Source organism: Mycolicibacterium novocastrense, from assembly GCF_001499835.1.
In the GTDB taxonomy this organism is placed as follows: Bacteria; Actinomycetota; Actinomycetes; order Mycobacteriales; family Mycobacteriaceae; genus Mycobacterium; species Mycobacterium novocastrense.
Genome location: NZ_LQIH01000001.1, coordinates 561,694 through 582,102 on the forward strand (window position 1 = coordinate 561,694; position 20,409 = coordinate 582,102).

Here is a 20,409-nt window from a genome sequence, read left to right on the forward strand (position 1 = left end):
TGGTTGCACCCGCCGCCTATACTTTACGAGCGCGTTGCGTCCTGGCTAGTTCGAGCCGGGACCGTCCGAGCCGACTTTTCCGTTCGGCACAGAGCGCGAACAGACCTAGCGGCTGCTGACGTCCTTGTAGTCGCGCTCGGTGTAGCCGGTGTAGACCTGGCGCGGACGGCCGATCTTGCCGCTACCCTCGTCGTGCATCTCCCGCCAGTGCGCGATCCAGCCGGGCAGCCGGCCGAGCGCGAACAGCACGGTGAACATGCGCGTCGGGAAGCCCATCGCCCGGTAGATCACACCCGTGTAGAAGTCGACGTTCGGGTAGAGCTTGCGCTCGATGAAGAAGTCGTCGGTGAGCGCGGCTTCCTCGAGAGTCCGTGCGATGTCCAGCATCTCGTCGTCGCCGCCGAGCTTGCCCAGGATCTTGTCGGCCTGCTCCTTGACGATGCGCGCGCGCGGGTCGTAGTTCTTGTAGACCCGGTGACCGAAGCCCATCAGCTTCACGCCGTCCTCGCGGTTCTTCACCTTCTTGATGAACTCGTGGACGTCGAAGTCGGCCTGGCGGATCTTCTCCAGCATCTCCAGCACCGCCTGGTTGGCGCCGCCGTGCAGCGGGCCCCACAGCGCGTTGATGCCGCCGGAGATCGACGTGAACAGGTTGGCCTGCGACGAGCCGACCAGCCGCACCGTCGACGTCGAGCAGTTCTGCTCGTGGTCGGCGTGCAGGATGAACAGCATGTCCAGCGCGCGGACGATCTCGGGATCGACCTCGTAGGGCTCGGCGGGGAAGCCGAACGTCATCCGCAGGAAGTTCTCGACCAGCGTCAGCGAGTTGTCCGGGTACAGGAACGGCTGGCCCGCGGACTTCTTGTAGGCGTAGGCCGCGATGGTCGGCAGCTTGGCCAGCAGCCGGATCGTCGACAGCTCGACCTGGTTGTCGTCGAACGGATCCAGCGAATCCTCGTAGTAGGTCGACAGCGCGTTGACCGCGCTCGACAGCACCGGCATCGGGTGGGCGTTGGCCGGAAAGCCGTCGAAGAACCGCTTGAGATCCTCGTGCAGCAACGTGTGCCGCTGAATCCGGGTGGTGAACTCCGCGAGCTGTTCCTTGGTGGGCAGCTCACCGTAGATGAGCAGGTAGCTGACCTCGATGAAGTTCGACTTCTCGGCGAGCTGCTCGATCGGGTAGCCGCGGTAGCGCAGGATGCCGGCGTCGCCGTCGATGTAGGTGATCGCACTCTTGGTCGATGCGGTGTTGACGAAGCCCTCGTCGAACGTCGTGTAGCCGGACTTGGCCAGAAGTGACCCCAGCGCGATGCCATCAGCGCCTTCGGTGGCGGAAACGATGTCAAGGTCGAGCGTGCCACCGGGGTAGGAGAGGGTGGCTTGCCCTTCCCCACTCTTCGCGTTATCGGCCACGAGGTTCCCTTCGTCGCTGCTGGGAGTATTCGGACATTGCTCCTACAAAAGGTAGTCCCATTCGGGCAGGCGTGCCCCGCCGGGGGCGGTCACTTGCTCAGACGGGCAGCCGCAGATTACCCAACAAGCCGGTGAACTCCGCGAAGACCGTCTCCAAGCGCTCGATCAGGTCGTCTATGGACACCCGTGACCAGTCGCTGTTGACATGCACGACGTCGGTGAGCGCCGTCATGATCACCGCACTCCACGTCGCAGATGCCAGGCGCACCCTGCGGTCGGCCACATCGACCCTCATGCGCCTGGCGAGTGCCTGTTCGAGCGCGTTGCTCCGGAACTCGACGGTGACCTGGCGCAGCGTCGTCGACGACAGGACGATCCTGGCGATGCACAACACCCGTTCGGCCCGCAGATCGTCTGGTCCCGCGTGCTTGGCCGCCTCCCCCATCGCGACATAGGCGCGCAGGATCGCCTCGAGGTGGTTCAGCTCGGCGGGCTGGCGGTCCAGTTCGCGGGCGACTTCGTCGACGATCTCGTCGACCAGAGCCAGCGCGATGGAGTCCTTGGTCGGGAAGTACCGGCTGAAGGTGCGCGGTGAAACGTCGGCCACCGCGGCGATCTGCTCCACGGTGGTGTTGTCGAAACCCTGTCCGTTGCACAATTCCACTGCGGCGTCGATGAGAGTCGCACGCGTGCGCTGCTTCTTGCGCTCGCGCAGCCCGACGGACTGCGCCCCCCTACCGTCAGGCACAAGGCGCATCCTAACGGTCGAAACTATGGATGAGCTAAGAATTCATCTTCGCCGAAAACATGTTCGACGTGAGCATTTCGGGTCCGCGCCTCGCAGTAGCGAACGCCGCCGCCTAGGGCTGCAGCCGCTCGACGCGGCCGTCCTGAATGCGAATCCTGTTGTGCACCCGGTTCTCCCGGCCCTGCCAGAACTCGACGACGTCGGCAGCGATCAGATAGCCACCCCAATTCGGCGGCACGGGCACCGTGTCGTGGGCTTCGAAGCGCCGCGTCACCTCGGCCAGTTGCTCCAGCAGTGCCGCGCGCGAGGCGATCGGTTTCGACTGGTACGACGCCCAGGCACCCAACTGCGACCCCCGCGGTCGCTTCGACCAGTATTCGGCGGTCTCCTCCGCCGACACCTTCGTCACCGGTCCACGGACGTGGACCTGGCGCCCGGTCAGATACCAGGGGAAGGTGGCCGACGCGTACGGCGTCGCCGCCAGCTGCTCGCCCTTGTCGGAGTCGTAGTTGGTGTAGAACGTGATGCCCGTGTCGTCGACGCTCTTGCACAACACCGACCGGGTCACCGGCCGCCCGCGGCTGTCGACCGTGCCGACGACCATGGCGTTGGGTTCGGCGACACCGGCGCGCTCGGCGTCGGCTAACCACTTGCGCAGCAAGGTAACCCAGCCGTCCGCCAGCCAATCGACGTCCAGATCGGGACTGCCGTCCTTTTCCGCCGAACCGTATTCCACCCGCATCCTCGCCAAGCGTTCTGGGCCTACCTCCGCCACGCGACAACGCTACGCCCACACCGGCCACCGTCGTGTCAGCAACCGCCAGATGAGCACCGATCGACAGGTGCGAGAATCTGGCCATGAGCGCGGTGCCTGAAGACTTCGTACCCGGCCTCGAGGGCGTCGTCGCCTTCACTTCCGAGATCGCCGAACCCGACAAGGACGGCGGCGCGCTGCGCTACCGCGGCGTCGACATCGAGGATCTGGTCAACCAGCGGGTGACCTTCAGCGACGTGTGGGCGCTGCTGGTCGACGGCAAGTTCGGCAACGGTCTGCCGCCCGCTGAACCGTTTCCGCTTCCGATCCACAGCGGCGACGTGCGCGTCGACGTCCAGGCCGGTCTGGCGATGTTGGCCCCGATATGGGGCTATCCCCCGCTGCTCGACATCGACGACGCGACCGCCCGCGAGCACCTCGCCCGGGCCTCGGTGATGGCGCTGTCCTACGTCGCGCAGTCCGCGCGGGGGATCTATCGGCCCGCGGTCCCGCAGCGCACCATCGACGAATGTTCCACCGTGACAGAGCGATTCATGACCCGCTGGCAGGGTGATCCGGATCCCCGCCATGTGGAGGCCATCGACGCCTACTGGGTCAGCGCCGCCGAGCACGGTATGAACGCATCGACCTTCACCGCCCGCGTGATCGCGTCGACCGGCGCCGACGTCGCGGCCGCCCTGTCCGGCGCGATCGGCGCGATGAGCGGGCCGCTGCACGGCGGCGCCCCGGCCCGGGTGATCCCGATGATCGAGGAAGCCGAGAAGACCGGCGACGCCCGCGCGGTCGTCAAGGGCATCCTCGACCGCAACGAGAAGCTCATGGGCTTCGGGCATCGGGTGTATCGCGCCGAGGATCCGCGGGCCCGGGTGCTGCGCGCGACGGCCAAGCGTCTCGAGGCGCCGCGCTACGAGGTCGCCGCGGCGCTCGAGCAGGCCGCCCTTGCCGAACTGCGGGAGCGGCGACCCGACCGCGCCATCGAGACCAACGTCGAGTTCTGGGCGGCGGTGATTCTCGACTTCGCCCAGGTGCCGACCAAGATGATGCCGGCGATGTTCACCTGCGGGCGCACCGCCGGATGGTGTGCGCACATCCTCGAGCAGAAGCGGCTCGGCAAGCTGGTGCGTCCGTCGGCGATCTACGTCGGCCCGGAGCCGCGCAGCCCCGAGTCGGTCGAGGGCTGGGACCAAGTCGTTCGGTCGTGACGACGACGTTCGCCTCGGCGGCGCACAGTTTCGCGGACCTGGTCGGCCGCATTCCCGCCGACGCGTGGTCGGGTCCCGGTCTGGGCGACTGGGATCTGCGCTCGCTTGTCGGGCACACGTCGCGCTCGCTGACCACGGTGCTCACCTACCTCGAGACGCCCGCCGATCGTGAGGACATCGCCACGCCGCAGGAGTACTACGCGCGGGTGAACCCGGCGGCGCTGGGTTTGGACCCCGCCGACGTGGCCGAGCGCGGGCGGCAAGCCGGACGCGACCTCGGTGACGACCCGGCGGCCGCCGTGGCCGACCTCGTCTCCCGAACGCTCGCACGGCTGGAGACGGTGGACGATCCGATGATTCGGGTGCTCGGCGGGCTGGGCATCCGATTGCGGACCTATCTGCCGACGCGGACCTTCGAGCTGGCCGTGCACAGCCTGGATATCGCACGCGCCGTTGGTCTTTCGTTCACGCTGCCGGGTTCGGTGCTGGAGGAGGCGTTGGTGTTGGCGGCGCGCATCGCGGCTGGGGGTGACGGCCAGACGGTGCTGATGGCGCTGACGGGCCGCGACAGCCTGCCGCCGTCATTCTCGATCGTCTGATCTGTCGGTGGGCGGTGGTTGCACTAAGCGGTTGATTGCCCTCATGCCATGCGTGCGATCAACCCCTTAGTGCTTGTCGGTGGGCGGTGGTTGCATGGCCGGTGTACCGATGACTTGGGAGCGCTCACCAAGTCGGTACTGAGGACCCCGTTCGCGGGACGCAACCCAATTCGAGAGGAGCTTTCACATGGCTATCGATTTTCAGCCGGCGGTGTCGCCCATGCTCACGGTCAGCGACGGCGCTGCGGCCATCGACTTCTACGTCAAGGCGTTCGACGCCGAGGAACTCGGCCGCGTACCCGGACCCGACGGCAAACGACTGTTTCACGCCGCGCTGCGCATCAACGGGGCCTTGGTGATGCTCAACGATGACTTCCCGGAGATGAACGACGGCAAGTCGGTGACGCCGGAAGCGCTCGGCGGCTCACCGGTGACCATCCACTTGACGGTCGACGATGTCGACACCAAATTCCAGAAGGCCGTCGACGCCGGCGCGACGGTCGTCATGCCGCTCGACGACATGTTCTGGGGCGACCGGTACGGCGAGCTCCGGGACCCCTTCGGACACCTGTGGTCGATGGGCCAACCGGTGCGCGAGGTCAGCCAGAAGGAGATCGACGAGGCGATCAAGCAACACCAGTGACGGAGCTAGCGGCGCAGCCCGGCAAGTAGGCGCCGGCCGAGCGGCACCGGCGCGTCGGCCGCGGCGGTCAACATGTCGGCGACCGCAGTGAACTTGACGCGCGGCCGTTCGTCACCGCCGCGGGCGACCTCCGCGGCGTCGATCGCCTTCCACCCCGCGGCGTCGAGCACGTCGGGTCGCCTGCTGCGAACCAGCTTGTCGAGGGCGGCCGGCTTGTGCGCGGGGTCGCGCAACCTGCCGTCGTTGTAATCGGCGACCAGGTTGTGAACGGTCTGCGCGGCGCACGACTTGTTGGTGCCGATGAAGCCTGTCGGCCCGCGCTTGATCCATCCGGCGACGTAGCTGCCGGGCACGGGAGCACCTGACCGCTGGTCGACGACGCGGCCGCCGTCGTTCGGCACCATGGCCGCCGACTCGTCGAAGGGGAGTCCGCGAATCGGCTTGCCGCGGTATCCGATCGAGGTCAACACCAGCCCGGCGTCGAACCGCCGAACCTCGTCGGCTCCGGTGACGGTGAACTCCATCGCCTCGGCGCGGGCCTCGCCGAGGACGCGCTGCGGCGTCAGGTGATAGGCCAGCCGGATACGCGGATGCTTCACCGGTGCCGACGTGTCGCCGAGCTTGCTCAAAACCTCCAACTTGTTGCGGGTCAGGCGATCCTCGGTGGTGGCCAGGTCGCGCTCCACCCACTCGTGGTCCTCAGGCGAGAGCACCACCTCGCATGTCGAGGTCAGTCCGATCAGCTCGGGCAATGTGAACGCCGAGTCGGCCGGCCCGCGCCGCGCCGCGACCACCACCTCGGTCACCTTCGAGTCGCGGAGCACGGCGAGCGCATGATCCGAGATATCGGTGCCTGCAAGGACATCCGGCGGCGTGGTCAGTATTCGCGCGACATCGAGGGCGACGTTGCCGTTGCCGACGATGACGACCCGCTCATGACTCAAATCGACTGGCAGCGAGTCGAAGTCGGGGTGGCCGTTGTACCAGGCCACGAATTCGGTGGCGGTGGCTGTGCCCTGCAGGTCCATTCCCGCGATGTCGAGCCGGCGGTCGTTGGGCGCCCCGACCGCATAGAGCACGGCGTGGTGGTGCTCGAGCAGCTCGTCGTGGGTGACGTCGGTGCCCACCTCGACGTTGAGGTAGAAGGTGAATCCCGGTTGGGCCGCGATTCTGTCGAACAGTTTGGTCACGCGTTTGGTGCTCTGGTGGTCGGGTGCGACGCCAGCGCGCACCAAACCGTATGGCGTGGGCAGCTTTTCGAAGACGTTGACCCGCACGCCTTTTTGGGTGAGTAGCTCGTCGGCGGCGTACATCGCCGCCGGCCCCGATCCGACGATGGCCACGGTGAGCGGTCCGCCTGAGCGGGGATAGACCACCGGCGCCTCGATGACCGGTGCCAGCTTCGACGTCGGCGGCAGCTTTCCGTCCGGTTCGGGGTAGAACGCGGCGTTCAACTCGACGAACGGGAGCTGCGCGGGCGTCAACTTCGAATCGTGCGATATCGCGCCGACCGGGCATGCCGACACGCACGCACCGCAGTCCACACACGCCACCGGATCGATGTAGAGCATCTCGGCGGTCGCGAAACCGGGTTCGTCGGGCGTCGGGTGGATGCAGTTCACCGGGCACGCGTAGACACAGGACCCGTCGCTGCAACACGACTGGGTGATCACATGCGGCACAGGCGCTCCCTACGCGGCAGCGACCACGTGCTGGCGAGCCGGTTCGCTGCGGTACCGGCTGGGCGGACCGTCGATCTTGCAGAGCCGCCAAACGAGTTTCGCGAACGGGTTCATCAGCCCGGTGTCGTGACACAGCATCCGGACATCGCCGAACATGTCGCGCAGGAACTGCCGCGACTTGGGCGCACGGAAGAACAGTTCCTTGCGCACCGAGCGCGGGATGTCGAACTCCCGCCAGAAGGACCTCGGCGGCACGATGATCGCCTGGCACAGCACCCGCATGATGATCGGCACGTTCCACGACAGCCAGAATCGCTGGCGGCGGTTCAGATACGGCAGGCGCTTGCGCAGGTACTCGTGGGCGAATGAGATGTGGCGGGCTTCCTCGGCGACGTGGATGGCCATCACCCGCTCCATGATCGGGTGCAGGTCCTTACCCTCGCGCAGCACGTTCTTCTGGGTGTGGTCGATCGGTTCCTCGCCGGCGAGCACGCCGAAGAAGAACGGAATCGGCAGCGGCCCGGCGATCAGCGGGATGAACGGCGACAGCCAGCGCAGCATCCGCGGCATGCCCGGCACGTCCGCGCCGATGCGGTTGACCATCTCCTGGAACATCATCGTGTGGTTGCACTCTTCGACCGACTCGTGCAGGCAGTACCGATATTCGGGGGAACCGTTGGGCACCCAGAACGCGTAGTTGGTCAGGCCGCGAATGAGGATGATCTCGAACTGCAGCCCGACCTTCGCGACGTTGGCCTGCCGCCACATCCCGATCTCGATCTGCCGCTCCAGCGGCTGGGCCTGATACCAGGGATGCCCTCCGAGCGGGTCAGTGGCGGGCAACACCCAACGCGGGTCGTTTTCGGTGACCGCGAACTCCGGGGAGTCCCAGTCGATGTCGGTGTAGGGGTTGAAATTCCGCCGCACCGAACCCTCGGACAGCGTCATGAGCGTGTCGACGTACTCGGCGTCGTCGCTGACTTCCATGTTGCGACGCCAACGCCTGACCATACGAGTGCGGGCCATCTTCAGACCTCCCCCTTGAGGTTTACATTCACGCCTTTGATGTCCAACAACGGTACCGCAGGTACTACGTACTGAACATACCCCGAAGCGAGATGTGTCACACCGGCTGTTGCGGCGCGACGTGTGATCGCGCTCACACATCGGAAGGGGAAGGGTGTGGCTTATTTGGTGCCGAACTCGCCCACTGCGGTGGCCCGATTACCGGCGCGCGCCACCGAGAACCCGGCTTCGGTCATGCCGCAGTCGGTGATGATCGCGCGGTGTCCCGGGCTGTTCATCCACCAGTTGACCGCCGCGGCGGGGACACCGTTGACACCGGTGCTCCAGAAGATGATCTCGCCGACGTTCGCGTACTGCGTGTAGCCGGCGGCGGTGATGCGTTGACCGACGGACGACCCGTCCGAGCCGGTGTGGCTGCGCACGTTGTTGGCCAGCATGTCGTTGGCCTGACGCGCGGCGGCCGCGGTCAGCTGCGGGTTGGCGGCGACGGGGCCGCAGCCGTTGGCCGCGCGGGCAGCATTGACCTCACCCAGCAGCGCGCCGCCTTCGTCGGCGTGGGCCGGAACGGCGAGTGCCGGGCTGAACAGTGCCAACGCCGCTGCGCAGGCGGGTATCACCTTGATGCTTCTGCTACGACTGTCCACGTGCCCCCCTGGGCTCGATCTGCAGTCCCCGACAGGTCACAGTATGGACACGGCGAGGTCTCTATATCGGCTCTTTACCCACTTTTTAGAGTTCTCTTGCCTTCCATCCCCGCGGCAGGAGCACCGGCGCGGTCATTAGTGTTGACCGCATGGGCCAGCTGACGATCCCCGCCGACCTCAAACCGCGTGACGGCCGCTTCGGTTGCGGCCCCTCCAAGGTTCGGCCCGAACAGCTGGCGGCGCTGGCCGCCGCCGGCGACCTGTTCGGGACGTCGCATCGCCAGGCGCCGGTGAAGAACCTGGTCGGCCGGGTGCGCGACGGGCTGCGCGAGCTCTTCTCGGTGCCCGACGGCTACGAGGTGGTCCTCGGCAACGGCGGCACCACCGCGTTCTGGGATGCGGCGGCGTTCGGCCTGATCGACAAGCGTTCGCTGCACCTGACCTACGGGGAGTTCAGCGCGAAATTCGCCTCGGCCGTCGCCAAGAACCCGTTCGTCGGCGATCCCGTCGTCGTCAAGGCGGACCCGGGCAGCGCACCGGAGCCGACGTCGGACCCGTCGGTGGACCTGATCGGCTGGGCGCACAACGAGACCTCGACGGGTGTCGCGGTCCCGGTGCAGCGCCCCGACGGGTCGGGTGATGCGTTGATCGCGATCGACGCGACGTCGGCGGCGGGTGGGCTGCCGGTCGACATCGCCGAATCCGACGTCTATTACTTCGCTCCGCAGAAGAGCTTCGCGGGCGACGGCGGCCTGTGGATCGCCGTCATGTCGCCGGCCGCGCTGGCCCGCGTCGAGGCCATCGCGGATGCGGGGCGCTGGGTTCCGGAGTTCCTGTCGCTGCCGATCGCGATCGAGAACAGCCTCAAGAACCAGACGTACAACACCCCGGCGATCGGCACGCTGATCCTGCTGGCCGAGCAGCTGGACTGGTTGCTGGGCAACGGCGGCTTGGACTGGGCGGTCAAGCGCACGGCGGACTCGTCGCAGCGGCTCTACTCATGGGCCGAGGCCGCGGCGTTCGCGACGCCGTTCGTCGCGGATCCGGCGTTGCGGTCGCAGGTGGTCGGCACCGTGGACTTCAACGACGACATCGATGCCAGCGCCGTGGCCAAGACGCTGCGAGCCAACGGCATCGTCGACACCGAGCCCTATCGCAAGCTCGGCCGCAACCAGCTGCGGGTGGGGATGTTCCCGGCCGTCGACCCCGAGGACGTCAGCGCGCTCACCGCGTGCATCGACTGGGTGGTGGAGCGGCTTTAGCCGCGACCGACAAGCGGGGAGCGGCTTTAGCCGCGACCGACAGCAGGGGCGCGGCTTTAGCTGGCGTGTCCTACCAGGTAACGAGCGGATAACGCAGTAGTGTCCGGTTGATCGGGCTTTGCGCTAGCCCGGAGGAGGTCGCCATGCGGGAACTCAAAGTCGTCGGACTCGATGTGGACGGCAAACGAATCATCTGCGAGGCCGACGGCTCCGGCGAGAAATTCACGCTGCGGCGCGACGATCGGTTGCGGGCCGCCGTTCGAGGTGACCAGATGGGTTCGAGCCAGACACGAGACGAGGCCGAGGTTCACAACGTGCTGCGCCCCAGAGAGATTCAGTCCCGGATCAGGGCGGGCGCGTCCGTGGAGCAGGTCGCCCAGGCGTCGGGCGTCGACGTGGCCCGGGTCGAGCGGTTCGCACACCCGGTGTTGCTCGAGCGTTCCCGCGCCGCTGAACTGGCAACGGCCGCGCACCCGGTGCTCCCCGACGGTCCGTCGGTGCTGACCCTGCTGGAGACGGTCACGACGGCGTTGATCGCGCGCGGGCTCGACCCCGACGCCCCCGCGTGGGATGCGTGGCGCAACGAGGACGGCCGCTGGACCGTGCAGCTGGCGTGGAAGGCGGGGATGTCCGACAACGTCGCGCATTTCCGGTTCACCCCTGGCGCCCATGGCGGGACGGTGACGGCGTTCGACGACGCGGCGTCCGAGCTGATCGATCCGAACTTTTCGCGACCGCTGCGTCCGGTCGCCGCGCTGCCTCAGCCTGCGGTCGAGGTCGAGGAACCGACGCTTCCGATCGAGCCGCCGGTGCAGGTCACCGCCCCGGATCCGCAGCCCGAAGCGGAGGCGGAGCCCGTCGCACCGAAGCCGGCCAAGGCTCGCAGAGGTAAGGCCAAGCCGGCGGTCCCGGCGTGGGAGGACGTTCTGCTGGGCGTGCGGTCCAGCGGTCAGCGCTGAGTTTTTCGCGCCCAGATCAGCCGCTCAAGGCGACGGCGAGCACCACCAGCCACGCGGCGAGCACTCCGACGCCGGAGCCCAACACGAACCATCGCCACACCGGCCGGTTACGCCACCCCCACACCGTCGGGGCCAGGCCGCCGACCGCCACCAGGTTGAGTCCGATCGCCAGCAGCGGGTGCAATCGCAGCAATCCGAGGCTCAGCACGACGATCGCGGCCGCGATGACCGCCGCGACGAAACCCGCCACCGTCAACCCCATCGCCCACGGCGTCGAGTCGTCGGCCATCTCGTTCACTCCGCGTCGCTCCGCTCAATCTCGCCGGTGCCCAATCTAACCCGCTCATAGAACGCCAGGGCCGCAGCGGTCGCGACGTTGAGCGAGTCGGTTCCCCGCGACATCGGGATCCGTACCCGAAGATCCGCGGCGCGCATCGTCCGCTCCGTGAGCCCCGGCCCCTCCGCGCCGACGAGGATCGCCACCTTGTCGTCGACTACGTCCGACATCGCCTCGGCAAGAGTGCGTGCGGTAGCGGTGGGCGTCATCGCCAGTAGTCGAAACCCGTTGTCGCGCAATAACTCCAGATCCGTCGGCCACGACCGCGCCCAGGCGTAGGGTACGAGCAGTGCATGGCCCATCGACACCCGGACGGCGCGACGATACAGCGGATCGGCGCAGCCGGTGCCGAACACCACCGCGTCCACACCGAGGCCGGCCGCGTTACGAAAGATCGAGCCGAGATTTTCGTGGTCGTTGACACCTTCGAGGACGGCGACGGTACGCGCGCCCCTGCCCGATGTCGCCGGCGCGCCGGCTCCGTCGAGCACCTCGGCGACCGTCAACTCCCGCGGCCGCGAGGCCGACGCCAGTACGCCGCGGTTGAGGTGAAAGCCCACCACTTCGGCCATCACGTCGACGGGCACGCGGTAGTACGGGGCGGAGACACCGGCCAGATCGGCCCCGAGTTCCTGCAGCCGGCGGTCGGTGCCCATCATCGCGCGCGGGACGAACCGCGAGGCCAACATGCGTTGCACCACCAACACGCCCTCGGCGATCACCAGCCCCTTGCCGGTGGGCAGGTCGGGTCGGCGGTCGACGCTGTTGAGATCGCGGAAGTCGTCGAGTCGCGGATCGGACGGATCGGCGACGTCGATCACGGTGTGGGTCATGGTCACGCCCGACCGGCACCACCGCGCGGTGGGCTATTTTTCATAGCGATGACCCCGCAACCGCCCCCGCTGCCCGACGTCCTGCTCAAGCCGGCACCGGTCATCGTCGTGATCGCGGCCGGTTGGGTCGTCGCTGCGATCCTCGCGTTCACGGTGACCGGTTTACACGAGTGGCGGCCGTACACGGTGGCCGGGCTGGGCGTCGGCGCCCTTGGCACGGGGATCTGGTTGTGGCAACGTCACGCCGTGCGTCGCGGATCGCGCGGGGCGCAGAGCGGACTCACGTAAAACAGGATGAGACGGGAGGGCGCAATGGCAGCGCCGCTGTTGCAAGCCGAGACGACGATCAACGCCCCGGTGGCGAAGGTGTGGGAACTGGTCTCGGACCTCAAGAACATGCCGCGATGGAGCCCGCAGTGCCGGCTCATGAAGACGTTCGGTCCGCTGCAGCCGGGCGCTCGGACCATCAATCTCAATCGCCGCAAGTTCATGTTCTGGCCCACCACCAGCCGGATCATCGAAGTGATCCCGGAGAAGAAGCTGGCGTTCCGGGTCAACGAGAACAACACGGTGTGGAGCTACGAACTCGAACCCACCGAGTCCGGCACCCGGCTGGTGGAGACGCGCCATGCGGAGAACGGGGTCAAGCCGGTGTCCACGATGCTGGTCAACGCGGTGATGGGCGGCGTGCCCAGTTTTGAACGTGAACTCGTCGAGGGCATGAACGAGTCGCTCGCGCGGATCAAGGCCGCCGCCGAGAGCTAGTCGGACGGCTCGGTCAGGTCCAGCACACCGTCGTCGTACGGGTCGTAGAGCGGGGATCCACCGCCCGCGGGTTGCGGCGTGTCGGAGTGTGCGCCGCAACCGTATTCGGAGTCCACGACGTGGCCGTCGGCGGAGAACTCATTCGCGCAGACGCCGAACATCGTGCCCAGTGAACCGGCCAGCGGAAGATAGAACCCGCAGTCGCGGCAGACGCGCCGCGTCGAGCGCGCCATCGCCGAACCGGGACCGTAGTCGCCGTCGTGCCAGCGTTGGGCGGCATCGATGCGGCCCCACTGGCTGAGCACCTGGCGACGGCCCAGACCCACCTCGAGTGCGACGGCGTCGATCTGCGGGTCGCCGGTCGCCATGTAGCCGGGCACCAGACGGGGGTCGTCCGGGGGCGGGGCGAGAAGATCGCCGGGGCCCAGATCGCCGGGCTGGACACGGTCCTGCCACGGCACCCACTTCGGCGCCAGCAACGCCGTCGGCCCTGGAACCAGCACCACCTCGCTGATGGTGGCGTGGTCGGCGCCGGGCCACGCCGCGACGACGACCGCCCACTGCCAGCCGCGGTAACCGGGCATGTCCGCGAGGAAGCGGTGCATGGCCGCGGTCGGGTCCTCGAAGCTGGCACCCAGGTAGTCACCGACGGTGTCTTCGCCGCTGAATTCGACGATCGCCGCACGTGCGTCGTCGACGGCGCCCAGGAGTACCGCCTCCAGATCCGGCCGCTCGGCGGATTCGGTCACGCTTTCCATCGCCCCCAATACTGCCTGACCGGCTAACCGTCAGCCACACCGGTTGGCTGCACGCCCGCTACCGCTTCGATGGTGGAGAATCGACATCGTGACCGGACCGCGTCGTGACCCCCGAGACTCTGCGGGTCGGCGCGACCCCCGGTACCACCCGCCACGACCGCCCGCCGACGACCGCTGGAGTGACGACCGGTGGAGCGATGAACATCCGGGGATGGCGAACTACCCGAGCGATCCGAGCTACCGTCGACCCCGGCGCAGCGGACCGACGCCGAGCGCCAACCGCTGGCTGCCTCCGCTCGATGAGCCCACCCGCGAATTCGGTGCCACGCCACCGCCGCACCGGATGGGCGGTGCCGCAGGCGAAAAGGTCACCGTCACCCGGGTAGCCGCCCAGCGCAGCCGCGAGATGGGCTCCAGGATGTACGGCCTGGTGCACCGGGCCGCGACCGCGGACGGCGCCGACAAGTCCGGGCTGACCGCGCTGACGTGGCCGGTGGTCGCGAACTTCGCCGTCGACGCGGCGATGGCGGTCGCTCTGGCCAACACGTTGTTCTTCGCGGCGGCCTCCGGGGAGAGCAAGGGCAAGGTCGCGCTGTATCTGTTGATCACCATCGCGCCGTTCGCCGTGATCGCCCCGCTCATCGGGCCCGCGCTGGACCGGCTGCAGCACGGCCGCCGCGTCGCGCTGGCCACGTCGTTCGGGTTGCGCACGGCGCTCGCGGTGGTGCTGATCGCCAACTACGACGGTGTCACCGGAAGCTTCCCCTCGTGGGTGCTGTACCCGTGCGCGCTCGGAATGATGGTGCTGTCCAAGTCTTTCAGCGTTTTACGCAGCGCGGTGACCCCGCGGGTATTACCGCCGACCATCGACCTGGTGCGGGTGAACTCGCGGCTGACCACCTTCGGCCTACTCGGCGGCACAATGGTCGGCGGCGCGGTGGCCGCCGGTGCGGAGTACCTGTTCAAGCTGTTCGAGATGCCGGGTGCGCTGTACGTGATCGTCGCGGTGTCGGTGGCAGGCGTGGCCCTGTCGATGCGCATCCCGAAATGGGTCGAGGTCACCGAGGGCGAGGTGCCCGCGACGCTGAGCTACCACGGTCGCACGGGTGAACTGCGGCGCGGGGATCACGTGCCACCGGCAAAAGCGGCGCGCCAACCCTTGGGCCGCAACACCATCGCCGCACTCTGGGGTAACTGCACCATCAAGGTCATGGTGGGCTTCCTGTTCCTGTACCCGGCGTTCGTCGCGAAGTCTCACGACGCCAGCGGGTGGGAGCAGCTGCGCATACTCGGACTGATCGGCGCGGCCGCGGCCGTCGGTAACTTCGCGGGCAACTTCACCAGCGCGCGCCTCAAATTGGGCCGCCCGGCGCAGGTGGTGGTGCGCTGCACGATCGTCGTCACCCTCGCGGCGCTGGCCGCCGCGCTGACCGGCAATCTGCTGGTGGCCGCGATTGCCACGCTGCTCACGTCGGGGGCGAGCGCGATCGGCAAGGCCTCGCTGGACGCGTCGTTGCAGGACGACCTGCCCGAGGAGTCGCGTGCCTCGGCGTTCGGCCGCTCGGAGTCGGTGCTGCAGTTGGCCTGGGTCGCCGGCGGCGCGGTCGGTGTGCTGGTCTACACCGAATTGTGGGTGGGCTTCACGGCGATCACCTCGGTGCTGATTCTCGGCCTGGCGCAGACCGTGGTGAGCTACCGCGGTGATTCGCTCATTCCGGGGTTTGGCGGTAACCGACCCGTGCTGGCCGAGCAGGAGGGCGGACGCACCGACACCGCGGCGGTGGCGCACGAGTGAAACGCATGATCGCCGCGCTCGTCGCGGTGGTGATCCTCGCGTCGGTGGGTACCGGTGTGCTCGTCTGGTGGCTCAGCAGTAACGACGATGCGCCGAAATACCCTGAGATCAGCGCGTATTCGCATGGGACTCTCGTGCGGGTGGGCCCGTACCGCTATTGCGAGGTGCTCAACCCCACCAAGTGTGAGGTCTTCGAGGACCAGGGCGAACTGCCGGTCATCGAGAGCGACGCGGTGCAGCTGTCGGTGCCGCCGGCGATCGCGCGGGCGCCGTGGGTACTGCTGCGTCAGTACGAGGGTGGCGACGTCGTCGAGGAGTTCCGCCCGGGAACGCGACTGGCGGTGACCATCCCGACCGTCGACCCGCGGCGCGGCAAGCTCACCGGGTTCGCCGTGCTGCTGCCCACGCTGGTCCGCATCGACGACGAAGAGGTGCCGGCTCCGCACGCCGAATGGTCGGTGCGCACGGTCTGGTCCTGAGCCTTCCCGTGGTGGCTTTGAGCCGGCGTCACTCGGCGCCGTGACCCTGCTCCACCCGTTCGCCCTCGCGCGTCGGGCCGGGCGGTGTCCCGTCTCCGAACGGCCTGCCGCCCAAAGCTTCTCGACCGTGCAGTGTCAGCCAGTTGGACAGGTCGGGTCCTTTCGGCACGACCTGCGTCGGGTTGATGTCGGTGTGCACGATGTAGTAGTGCTGCTTGATCTGGACGAAGTCGATGGTGTCGCCGAAACCCGGCGTCTGGAACAGGTCGCGGGCGTAGGCCCACAGTGCGGATAGCTCGGAGAGCTTCTGGCGGTTGCACTTGAAGTGCCCGTGATAGACGGGGTCGAAGCGCGCGAGCGTGGTGAACAGCCGCACGTCGGCCTCGGTGATGGTGTCGCCCACCAGGTATCGCTGGTCGGCCAGCCGGTCTTCGAGCCAATCGAGCGCTGTGAACAGGCGGTCGTAGGCCTTGTCGTAAGCCTCTTGAGAGCCCGCGAACCCGCACCGGTACACGCCGTTGTTGATCTCGGTGTAGATGCGTTGGGCCACCTCGTCGATCTCGTCGCGGTGCTTCTCGGGGTACAGGTCGGGCGCGCCGTCGCGGTGGTACTGCGTCCACTCGGTGGAGAAGTCGAGCGTGATCTGCGGGAAGTCGTTGGTGACGACCTCACCGGTCGGCACGTCGACGATCGCGGGGACCGTGATGCCCTTGTCGTATTCGGGGAAGCGTTTCAGGTAGGCGTCTTTGAGCCGGGGGATTTTGAGAACCGGGTCGACGCCGCCCGGATCGAGGTCGAACGTCCAGCTGTCCTGGTCGTGGGTGGGCCCGCAGAAGCCGATGGACAGGGCGTCTTCGAGTCCGAGCAGCCGTCGGACGATGATCGTGCGGTTGGCCCACGGGCAGGCCCTCGCGACGATGAGCCGATAGCGGCCGGGTTCCACGGGATACCCGTCGCGGCCATCGGCCGTGATACGAGTGCCGATGTATTTGGTGTCGCGGTTGAACTCGCCACCCGAGTCGGATTTGTCGGCGACATATGCCATGGCACCAGCATGCCCGCCGACAGTGGGGTTGATGCACGCAGTCGCGGCTCAGGTGTCGATCAACCCGACACTCGGCGCTTAAGAGAGTTAATTCTCGAGTTCGCGGGCGACCGCCCGTACCACCTCGGACACCCGGCGGGCGGCCTTGCGGTCCGGATAGCGACCCTTGCGCAGTTCGGGCTGCACAGCGCTCTCGAGCAGCGTGATCATGTCCTCGATCATGCCGTGCAACTCGTCGGGTGAGTGCTTGCGCTCGGCGGCGGCGGCCTCCCGGCGCGTGCGCGACAGGCTCGGCGGCGGGTCGATGAGCGTCACCGTCAACGCCTGCGGCCCGCGTCTGCCCGCGGCGATGCCGAACTCCACGCGCTGCCCGGCCTTGAGGGTCTCAACACCGGAGGGCAGCGCCGACGATCGGACGTAGACGTCCTCGCCGTCCTCCTGGGACAAAAACCCGAAGCCCTTTTCGGCGTCGTACCACTTAACCCTGCCGGTCGGCACTGGTCTCACCCGCTCGTCGTTGTACCTACAAAAGGAAAGCGCCCCGAATGCGCCGGGACGCGTGCTGCTCGATCCTACTCTGACCTCTACCTCGCCAGCACCCCCTTATCGGTAGGCTGAAGACCACCGCTGGAGGAGAAGAAGCGCGCATATGCGATTGATACTCAACATCATCTGGTTGGTGTTCGGCGGCCTGTGGCTGGCGCTGGGCTACCTGCTGGCGGCGCTGATCTGCTTCGTGCTGATCATCACGATCCCGTTCGGCTTCGCCGCCCTGCGCATCGCGGCGTTCACGCTATGGCCGTTCGGTCGCACCGTCGTCGACAAACCGGGGCCACGTCCGGGCGCACTGGTCGGCAACGTCATCTGGGTCATCCTGTTCGGCGTCTGGTTGGCGCTCGAACACATCATTACGGCGGTGGCGATGGCGATCACGATCGTCGGGATCCCGCTGGCGCTGGCCAACCTCAAGCTGATCCCGATCTCGTTGATGCCGCTGGGCAAGGACATCGTGCCCGTGGATTCAGTGGCCAATCCGGAGCGGGCGTTCGCGTGACCGTCGTCGACCTCGGTGTGCCCTCTGCCGCCGCACAGTCCTCCCCCGCACCCGCCGACGGACCGCTGATCGACACCTTCGGCCGGGTCGCCACCGACCTGCGGGTGTCGTTGACCGACCGCTGCAACCTGCGGTGCACCTATTGCATGCCCGCCGAAGGCCTGGACTGGTTGCCCTCGGAGCGGCTGCTGCGGCCCGAGGAGCTGACCCGCCTGCTGCGCATCGCGGTGACGCGGCTCGGCGTCAGAAGCGTGCGCTTCACCGGCGGCGAACCGCTGGTCGCCCGCCACCTCGAGGACGTCGTCGCCGCGACGGCTGCGCTGCAGCCCCGGCCCGAGATCACGCTGACCACCAACGGCATCGGCCTCGACAAGCGGGCTGAACGGCTCAAGCGGGCCGGGCTGAACCGCATCAACGTGTCACTGGACACCGTCGACTCCGCGCGGTTCGCCGCCATCACCCGTCGAGACCGGCTCCCCGATGTGCTGGCCGGTCTGCGGGCCGCGAAGGCCGCGGGCCTGGACCCGGTGAAGGTCAACGCGGTCCTCGACCCGGTCACCGGCCTTGACGACGCGGTCGGGCTGCTGCGGTTCTGTCTCGACCATGGCTATCAGTTGCGCATCATCGAGCAGATGCCGCTGGACGCCGGCCACGAGTGGCAGCGCGGCAAGGCGATCGGCGCCGACGATGTGCTGGCCGCCCTGCGACAGCATTTCGACCTCACCCCGGACACCGCCCCGCGCGGCTCGGCGCCGGCTGAGCTGTGGCGCGTGGACGGCGGCGTGGGCAAGGTCGGCATCATCGCCTCGGTCTCACATGCGTTCTGCTCAGCATGCGACCGCACCCGGCTGACCGCCGACGGCCAGGTCCGCAACTGCCTGTTCGCGCAGCAGGAGACCGACCTGCGACGGCTGATGCGCGCGGGCGCCGACGACGCCGAAGTCGAGGCCGCGTGGCGCGCGGCGATGTGGGCCAAAGCGGCGGGCCACGGCATCAACGATCCGAACTTCGTACAGCCCGATCGGCCGATGAGCGCGATCGGCGGATGAGTCAAAGGAAGCAATGACGGCGACAACAACAACGGTGGCGGTGAACGTCCGCTATTTCGCGGCCGCACGGGCCGCCGCCGGTAACGATGAGGAGACGATTCGGCTTCGGCCCGGAACGACGCTCGCCGAACTCGTCGGGCAACTGAGTGAGCGCGACGAGAATCTCGCGAAAGTGTTGAAACGCTGCTCTTTTCTGAGCGACGGCATCGCCGTGCGCGATGACGCCGTCGCGCTTCGCGACGCTCAAACCGTCGATGTTCTTCCCCCATTCGCCGGCGGATAACGGTGATTTCCGTCACATCACGGAATGATCACAACCTGGCTACGGCGCGATTGAGCGACCGCTAGTCCTGCGGGAACGCCGAAAGCTGCTGGGCATTTAGAGGATTTTTAAGATTTGCCGGAAGCGAAAACGCCGTAATCGGCAAAAGATGACGCGGTCAAAACGAGCCGTTACGGTTCAGTCCCAAGCCGGTCGACCTCAAACCGACTGGCCCGCCGTGGCCAACCGCGCCGAGCTCCATCCGTTGGCGCACGGGATACCAACGAACAACTTGGATGGAGGCGGGGGACCCAACCGGTCCGCCGAGTCAAAGACGGACCTGGAGCCGATTGGTTCCTTGGGGTGAAGCCGAATCGCGTTGTGCGACACGGCCGGGCAATACCTCTCCAGCCCGAACCCGACAGCTGACCTCGTGGGCGCCGAAGAGAGGACCGAACGCACCTATGAGTGGACGGCACCGCAAGCCGGCTTCATCGGCTGTAAGCGTCGCGAAAGTCGCCTTCACGGGCGCTGTGCTCGGAACCGGAAGCCTTGCTCTCGCCAGCCAGGCCCACGCGGCCACCGACGGCGAATGGGATCGAGTGGCCAGCTGTGAGTCCGGCGGCAACTGGGCCATCAACACCGGCAACGGCTACCAGGGCGGACTCCAGTTCGCGCCGAGCACGTGGACCGGCCACGGCGGCGGTGAGTACGCCCCCGCCGCACACCTGGCCTCCAAGGAAGAGCAGATCGCCGTCGCCGAACGCGTCCTCGCCAGCCAGGGCAAGGGTGCGTGGCCGACATGCGGTAAGGGGTTGTCGGGTGCGACGCCGCGCACCGTCGTCGACGACGCCATCGACGCCGTGAACGACGTGCTTCCTCCTCCGCCGCCGCCGTTCAACCCGTTCGCCCCGCCGCCGCCCCCCGCGCCGGTCGACGCGTTGGCCGCACCCGCGCCACCGCCACCGCCGCCGGGCTGAACCGCATCAACGTGTCACTGGACACCGTCGACTCCGCGCGGTTCGCCGCCATCACCCGTCGCGACCGGCTCCCCGAAGTGCTGGCCGGTCTGCGGGCTC

At 67.5% G+C, this 20,409-nt stretch carries 23 protein-coding genes, 2 pseudogenes and 1 riboswitch; of the genes and pseudogenes, 14 read left to right on the forward strand and 11 right to left on the reverse strand.

From position 1 onward, the window contains the following. Positions 1-105: 105 nt before the first annotated feature. The 3 genes from AU072_RS02590 to pdxH form a co-directional block, all read right to left on the reverse strand. Positions 106-1,413 carry a citrate synthase gene (locus tag AU072_RS02590; protein ID WP_082680721.1) on the reverse strand — a complete coding sequence of 436 codons (1,308 nt, stop codon included), beginning with the start codon at positions 1,411-1,413 and terminating at the stop codon, positions 106-108. A gap of 97 nt (positions 1,414-1,510) precedes the next feature. Beyond that, the gene (locus AU072_RS02595) at positions 1,511-2,170 is read right to left on the reverse strand and encodes a TetR family transcriptional regulator (RefSeq protein WP_120270940.1); all 660 of its coding nucleotides are present in this window, start codon (positions 2,168-2,170) and stop codon (positions 1,511-1,513) included. Positions 2,171-2,273: 103 nt separating this feature from the next. Next, on the reverse strand, positions 2,274-2,903 hold the full coding sequence (gene pdxH / locus AU072_RS02600; RefSeq protein WP_064412257.1) for a pyridoxamine 5'-phosphate oxidase: 630 nt from the start codon (positions 2,901-2,903) through the stop codon (positions 2,274-2,276). A 116-nt stretch (positions 2,904-3,019) separates the two neighbouring features. Here pdxH and AU072_RS02605 point away from each other — a divergent pair, with 116 nt between their 5' ends. From AU072_RS02605 to AU072_RS02615, 3 genes are all read left to right on the forward strand, one after another. Then, positions 3,020-4,138 (forward strand): citrate synthase 2, encoded by a 1,119-nt coding sequence (locus AU072_RS02605; RefSeq protein ID WP_064412258.1) that lies wholly within the window; start codon positions 3,020-3,022, stop codon positions 4,136-4,138. Next, positions 4,135-4,737: a maleylpyruvate isomerase family mycothiol-dependent enzyme gene (locus AU072_RS02610; protein ID WP_064412259.1), complete on the forward strand. Its 603-nt coding sequence runs from the start codon at positions 4,135-4,137 to the stop codon at positions 4,735-4,737. The genes AU072_RS02605 and AU072_RS02610 overlap by 4 nt, the downstream gene beginning before the upstream one ends. A 187-nt stretch (positions 4,738-4,924) precedes the next feature. Then, positions 4,925-5,380: a VOC family protein gene (locus AU072_RS02615; RefSeq protein WP_064412260.1), complete on the forward strand. Its 456-nt coding sequence runs from the start codon at positions 4,925-4,927 to the stop codon at positions 5,378-5,380. A 5-nt stretch (positions 5,381-5,385) separates the two neighbouring features. Here the strand turns inward: AU072_RS02615 and AU072_RS02620 are convergent, their stop codons facing one another. From AU072_RS02620 to AU072_RS02630, 3 genes are all read right to left on the reverse strand, one after another. Next, positions 5,386-7,062, reverse strand: a complete 1,677-nt coding sequence (locus tag AU072_RS02620; RefSeq protein WP_064412261.1) for an FAD-dependent oxidoreductase — start codon at positions 7,060-7,062, stop codon at positions 5,386-5,388. 9 nt (positions 7,063-7,071) lie between these two features. Further along, a complete protein-coding gene (locus AU072_RS02625; RefSeq protein ID WP_064412262.1) occupies positions 7,072-8,088 on the reverse strand; it encodes an AurF N-oxygenase family protein in 1,017 nt (338 codons plus the stop codon). 161 nt (positions 8,089-8,249) lie between these two features. Next, the gene (locus AU072_RS02630; RefSeq protein ID WP_082680722.1) at positions 8,250-8,732 is read right to left on the reverse strand and encodes a CAP domain-containing protein; all 483 of its coding nucleotides are present in this window, start codon (positions 8,730-8,732) and stop codon (positions 8,250-8,252) included. 149 nt (positions 8,733-8,881) lie between these two features. On the opposite strand from AU072_RS02630, the gene serC reads away from it, so the two are divergent. Together serC and sepH are read left to right on the forward strand one after the other, a co-directional pair. Beyond that, on the forward strand, positions 8,882-9,994 hold the full coding sequence (serC, locus tag AU072_RS02635; protein WP_064412263.1) for a phosphoserine transaminase: 1,113 nt from the start codon (positions 8,882-8,884) through the stop codon (positions 9,992-9,994). Positions 9,995-10,137: 143 nt separating this feature from the next. Next, positions 10,138-10,953, forward strand: coding sequence for a septation protein SepH (gene sepH, locus AU072_RS02640; protein WP_064412264.1), 816 nt, complete (start codon positions 10,138-10,140; stop codon positions 10,951-10,953). A 16-nt stretch (positions 10,954-10,969) separates the two neighbouring features. Here sepH and AU072_RS02645 read toward each other — a convergent pair whose 3' ends face one another. Then, complete coding sequence (locus tag AU072_RS02645; RefSeq protein WP_064412356.1) at positions 10,970-11,242, reverse strand: DUF2537 domain-containing protein; 273 nt, start codon at positions 11,240-11,242, stop codon at positions 10,970-10,972. Positions 11,243-11,247: 5 nt separating this feature from the next. Then, a complete protein-coding gene (locus AU072_RS02650; RefSeq protein ID WP_064412357.1) occupies positions 11,248-12,123 on the reverse strand; it encodes a TrmH family RNA methyltransferase in 876 nt (291 codons plus the stop codon). A gap of 48 nt (positions 12,124-12,171) precedes the next feature. Here AU072_RS02650 and AU072_RS02655 point away from each other — a divergent pair, with 48 nt between their 5' ends. After that, positions 12,172-12,411, forward strand: coding sequence for a DUF2530 domain-containing protein (locus AU072_RS02655; RefSeq protein WP_064412265.1), 240 nt, complete (start codon positions 12,172-12,174; stop codon positions 12,409-12,411). Between the two features lie 24 nt (positions 12,412-12,435). Then, positions 12,436-12,888: an SRPBCC family protein gene (locus tag AU072_RS02660; protein WP_064412266.1), complete on the forward strand. Its 453-nt coding sequence runs from the start codon at positions 12,436-12,438 to the stop codon at positions 12,886-12,888. On the opposite strand, the gene AU072_RS02665 is transcribed toward AU072_RS02660, so the two are convergent. Beyond that, positions 12,885-13,646, reverse strand: coding sequence for a DUF3027 domain-containing protein (locus AU072_RS02665; protein ID WP_064412267.1), 762 nt, complete (start codon positions 13,644-13,646; stop codon positions 12,885-12,887). The two genes, AU072_RS02660 and AU072_RS02665, sit on opposite strands and share 4 nt — an antisense overlap. Before the next feature lie 88 nt (positions 13,647-13,734). On the opposite strand from AU072_RS02665, the gene AU072_RS02670 reads away from it, so the two are divergent. Together AU072_RS02670 and AU072_RS02675 are read left to right on the forward strand one after the other, a co-directional pair. Further along, positions 13,735-15,441, forward strand: coding sequence for an MFS transporter (locus tag AU072_RS02670; RefSeq protein ID WP_064412268.1), 1,707 nt, complete (start codon positions 13,735-13,737; stop codon positions 15,439-15,441). Beyond that, positions 15,438-15,920 (forward strand): DUF2771 domain-containing protein, encoded by a 483-nt coding sequence (locus tag AU072_RS02675; protein ID WP_064412269.1) that lies wholly within the window; start codon positions 15,438-15,440, stop codon positions 15,918-15,920. Before AU072_RS02670 ends, AU072_RS02675 begins: the two co-directional genes overlap by 4 nt. Positions 15,921-15,948: 28 nt before the next feature. Here AU072_RS02675 and AU072_RS02680 read toward each other — a convergent pair whose 3' ends face one another. Both AU072_RS02680 and AU072_RS02685 read right to left on the reverse strand, forming a co-directional pair. Then, the gene (locus AU072_RS02680; RefSeq protein ID WP_064412270.1) at positions 15,949-16,965 is read right to left on the reverse strand and encodes a glutathione S-transferase family protein; all 1,017 of its coding nucleotides are present in this window, start codon (positions 16,963-16,965) and stop codon (positions 15,949-15,951) included. Between the two features lie 87 nt (positions 16,966-17,052). Beyond that, positions 17,053-17,463, reverse strand: a complete 411-nt coding sequence (locus tag AU072_RS02685; RefSeq protein WP_064348123.1) for a cold-shock protein — start codon at positions 17,461-17,463, stop codon at positions 17,053-17,055. A 151-nt stretch (positions 17,464-17,614) separates the two neighbouring features. Between AU072_RS02685 and AU072_RS02690 the strand changes: the two genes are divergently transcribed. The 5 genes and pseudogenes from AU072_RS02690 to AU072_RS28495 form a co-directional block, all read left to right on the forward strand. Beyond that, positions 17,615-18,019 (forward strand): YccF domain-containing protein, encoded by a 405-nt coding sequence (locus AU072_RS02690; protein WP_064412271.1) that lies wholly within the window; start codon positions 17,615-17,617, stop codon positions 18,017-18,019. Beyond that, positions 18,016-19,068 (forward strand): GTP 3',8-cyclase MoaA, encoded by a 1,053-nt coding sequence (moaA, locus tag AU072_RS02695; RefSeq protein ID WP_064412272.1) that lies wholly within the window; start codon positions 18,016-18,018, stop codon positions 19,066-19,068. The genes AU072_RS02690 and moaA overlap by 4 nt, the downstream gene beginning before the upstream one ends. 13 nt (positions 19,069-19,081) lie before the next feature. Next, positions 19,082-19,351, forward strand: a complete 270-nt coding sequence (locus AU072_RS02700) for a MoaD/ThiS family protein (RefSeq protein ID WP_064412273.1) — start codon at positions 19,082-19,084, stop codon at positions 19,349-19,351. A 253-nt stretch (positions 19,352-19,604) separates the two neighbouring features. Next, a riboswitch (cyclic di-AMP (ydaO/yuaA leader) is annotated at positions 19,605-19,785 on the forward strand. Between the two features lie 9 nt (positions 19,786-19,794). After that, positions 19,795-20,304 (forward strand): annotated as a pseudogene (locus tag AU072_RS02705) (transglycosylase family protein); the annotation flags it as partial. Beyond that, a pseudogene (locus AU072_RS28495) lies at positions 20,295-20,409 on the forward strand (GTP 3',8-cyclase MoaA); the annotation flags it as partial. The pseudogenes AU072_RS02705 and AU072_RS28495, both read left to right, overlap by 10 nt.

Coding starts and splice junctions, on each gene's coding strand:
- AU072_RS02700 (WP_064412273.1), top strand. CDS start 19,082: ATGACGGCGACAACAACAACGGTGGCGGTGAACGTCCGCTATTTCGCG.
- AU072_RS02660 (WP_064412266.1), top strand. CDS start 12,436: ATGGCAGCGCCGCTGTTGCAAGCCGAGACGACGATCAACGCCCCGGTG.
- AU072_RS02680 (WP_064412270.1), bottom strand. CDS start 16,965: ATGGCATATGTCGCCGACAAATCCGACTCGGGTGGCGAGTTCAACCGC.
- AU072_RS02665 (WP_064412267.1), bottom strand. CDS start 13,646: ATGGAAAGCGTGACCGAATCCGCCGAGCGGCCGGATCTGGAGGCGGTA.
- AU072_RS02615 (WP_064412260.1), top strand. CDS start 4,925: ATGGCTATCGATTTTCAGCCGGCGGTGTCGCCCATGCTCACGGTCAGC.
- AU072_RS02625 (WP_064412262.1), bottom strand. CDS start 8,088: ATGGCCCGCACTCGTATGGTCAGGCGTTGGCGTCGCAACATGGAAGTC.
- serC (WP_064412263.1), top strand. CDS start 8,882: ATGGGCCAGCTGACGATCCCCGCCGACCTCAAACCGCGTGACGGCCGC.
- AU072_RS02650 (WP_064412357.1), bottom strand. CDS start 12,123: ATGACCCACACCGTGATCGACGTCGCCGATCCGTCCGATCCGCGACTC.
- sepH (WP_064412264.1), top strand. CDS start 10,138: ATGCGGGAACTCAAAGTCGTCGGACTCGATGTGGACGGCAAACGAATC.
- AU072_RS02645 (WP_064412356.1), bottom strand. CDS start 11,242: ATGGCCGACGACTCGACGCCGTGGGCGATGGGGTTGACGGTGGCGGGT.
- AU072_RS02690 (WP_064412271.1), top strand. CDS start 17,615: ATGCGATTGATACTCAACATCATCTGGTTGGTGTTCGGCGGCCTGTGG.
- AU072_RS02655 (WP_064412265.1), top strand. CDS start 12,172: ATGACCCCGCAACCGCCCCCGCTGCCCGACGTCCTGCTCAAGCCGGCA.
- AU072_RS02595 (WP_120270940.1), bottom strand. CDS start 2,170: ATGCGCCTTGTGCCTGACGGTAGGGGGGCGCAGTCCGTCGGGCTGCGC.
- pdxH (WP_064412257.1), bottom strand. CDS start 2,903: ATGCGGGTGGAATACGGTTCGGCGGAAAAGGACGGCAGTCCCGATCTG.
- AU072_RS02605 (WP_064412258.1), top strand. CDS start 3,020: ATGAGCGCGGTGCCTGAAGACTTCGTACCCGGCCTCGAGGGCGTCGTC.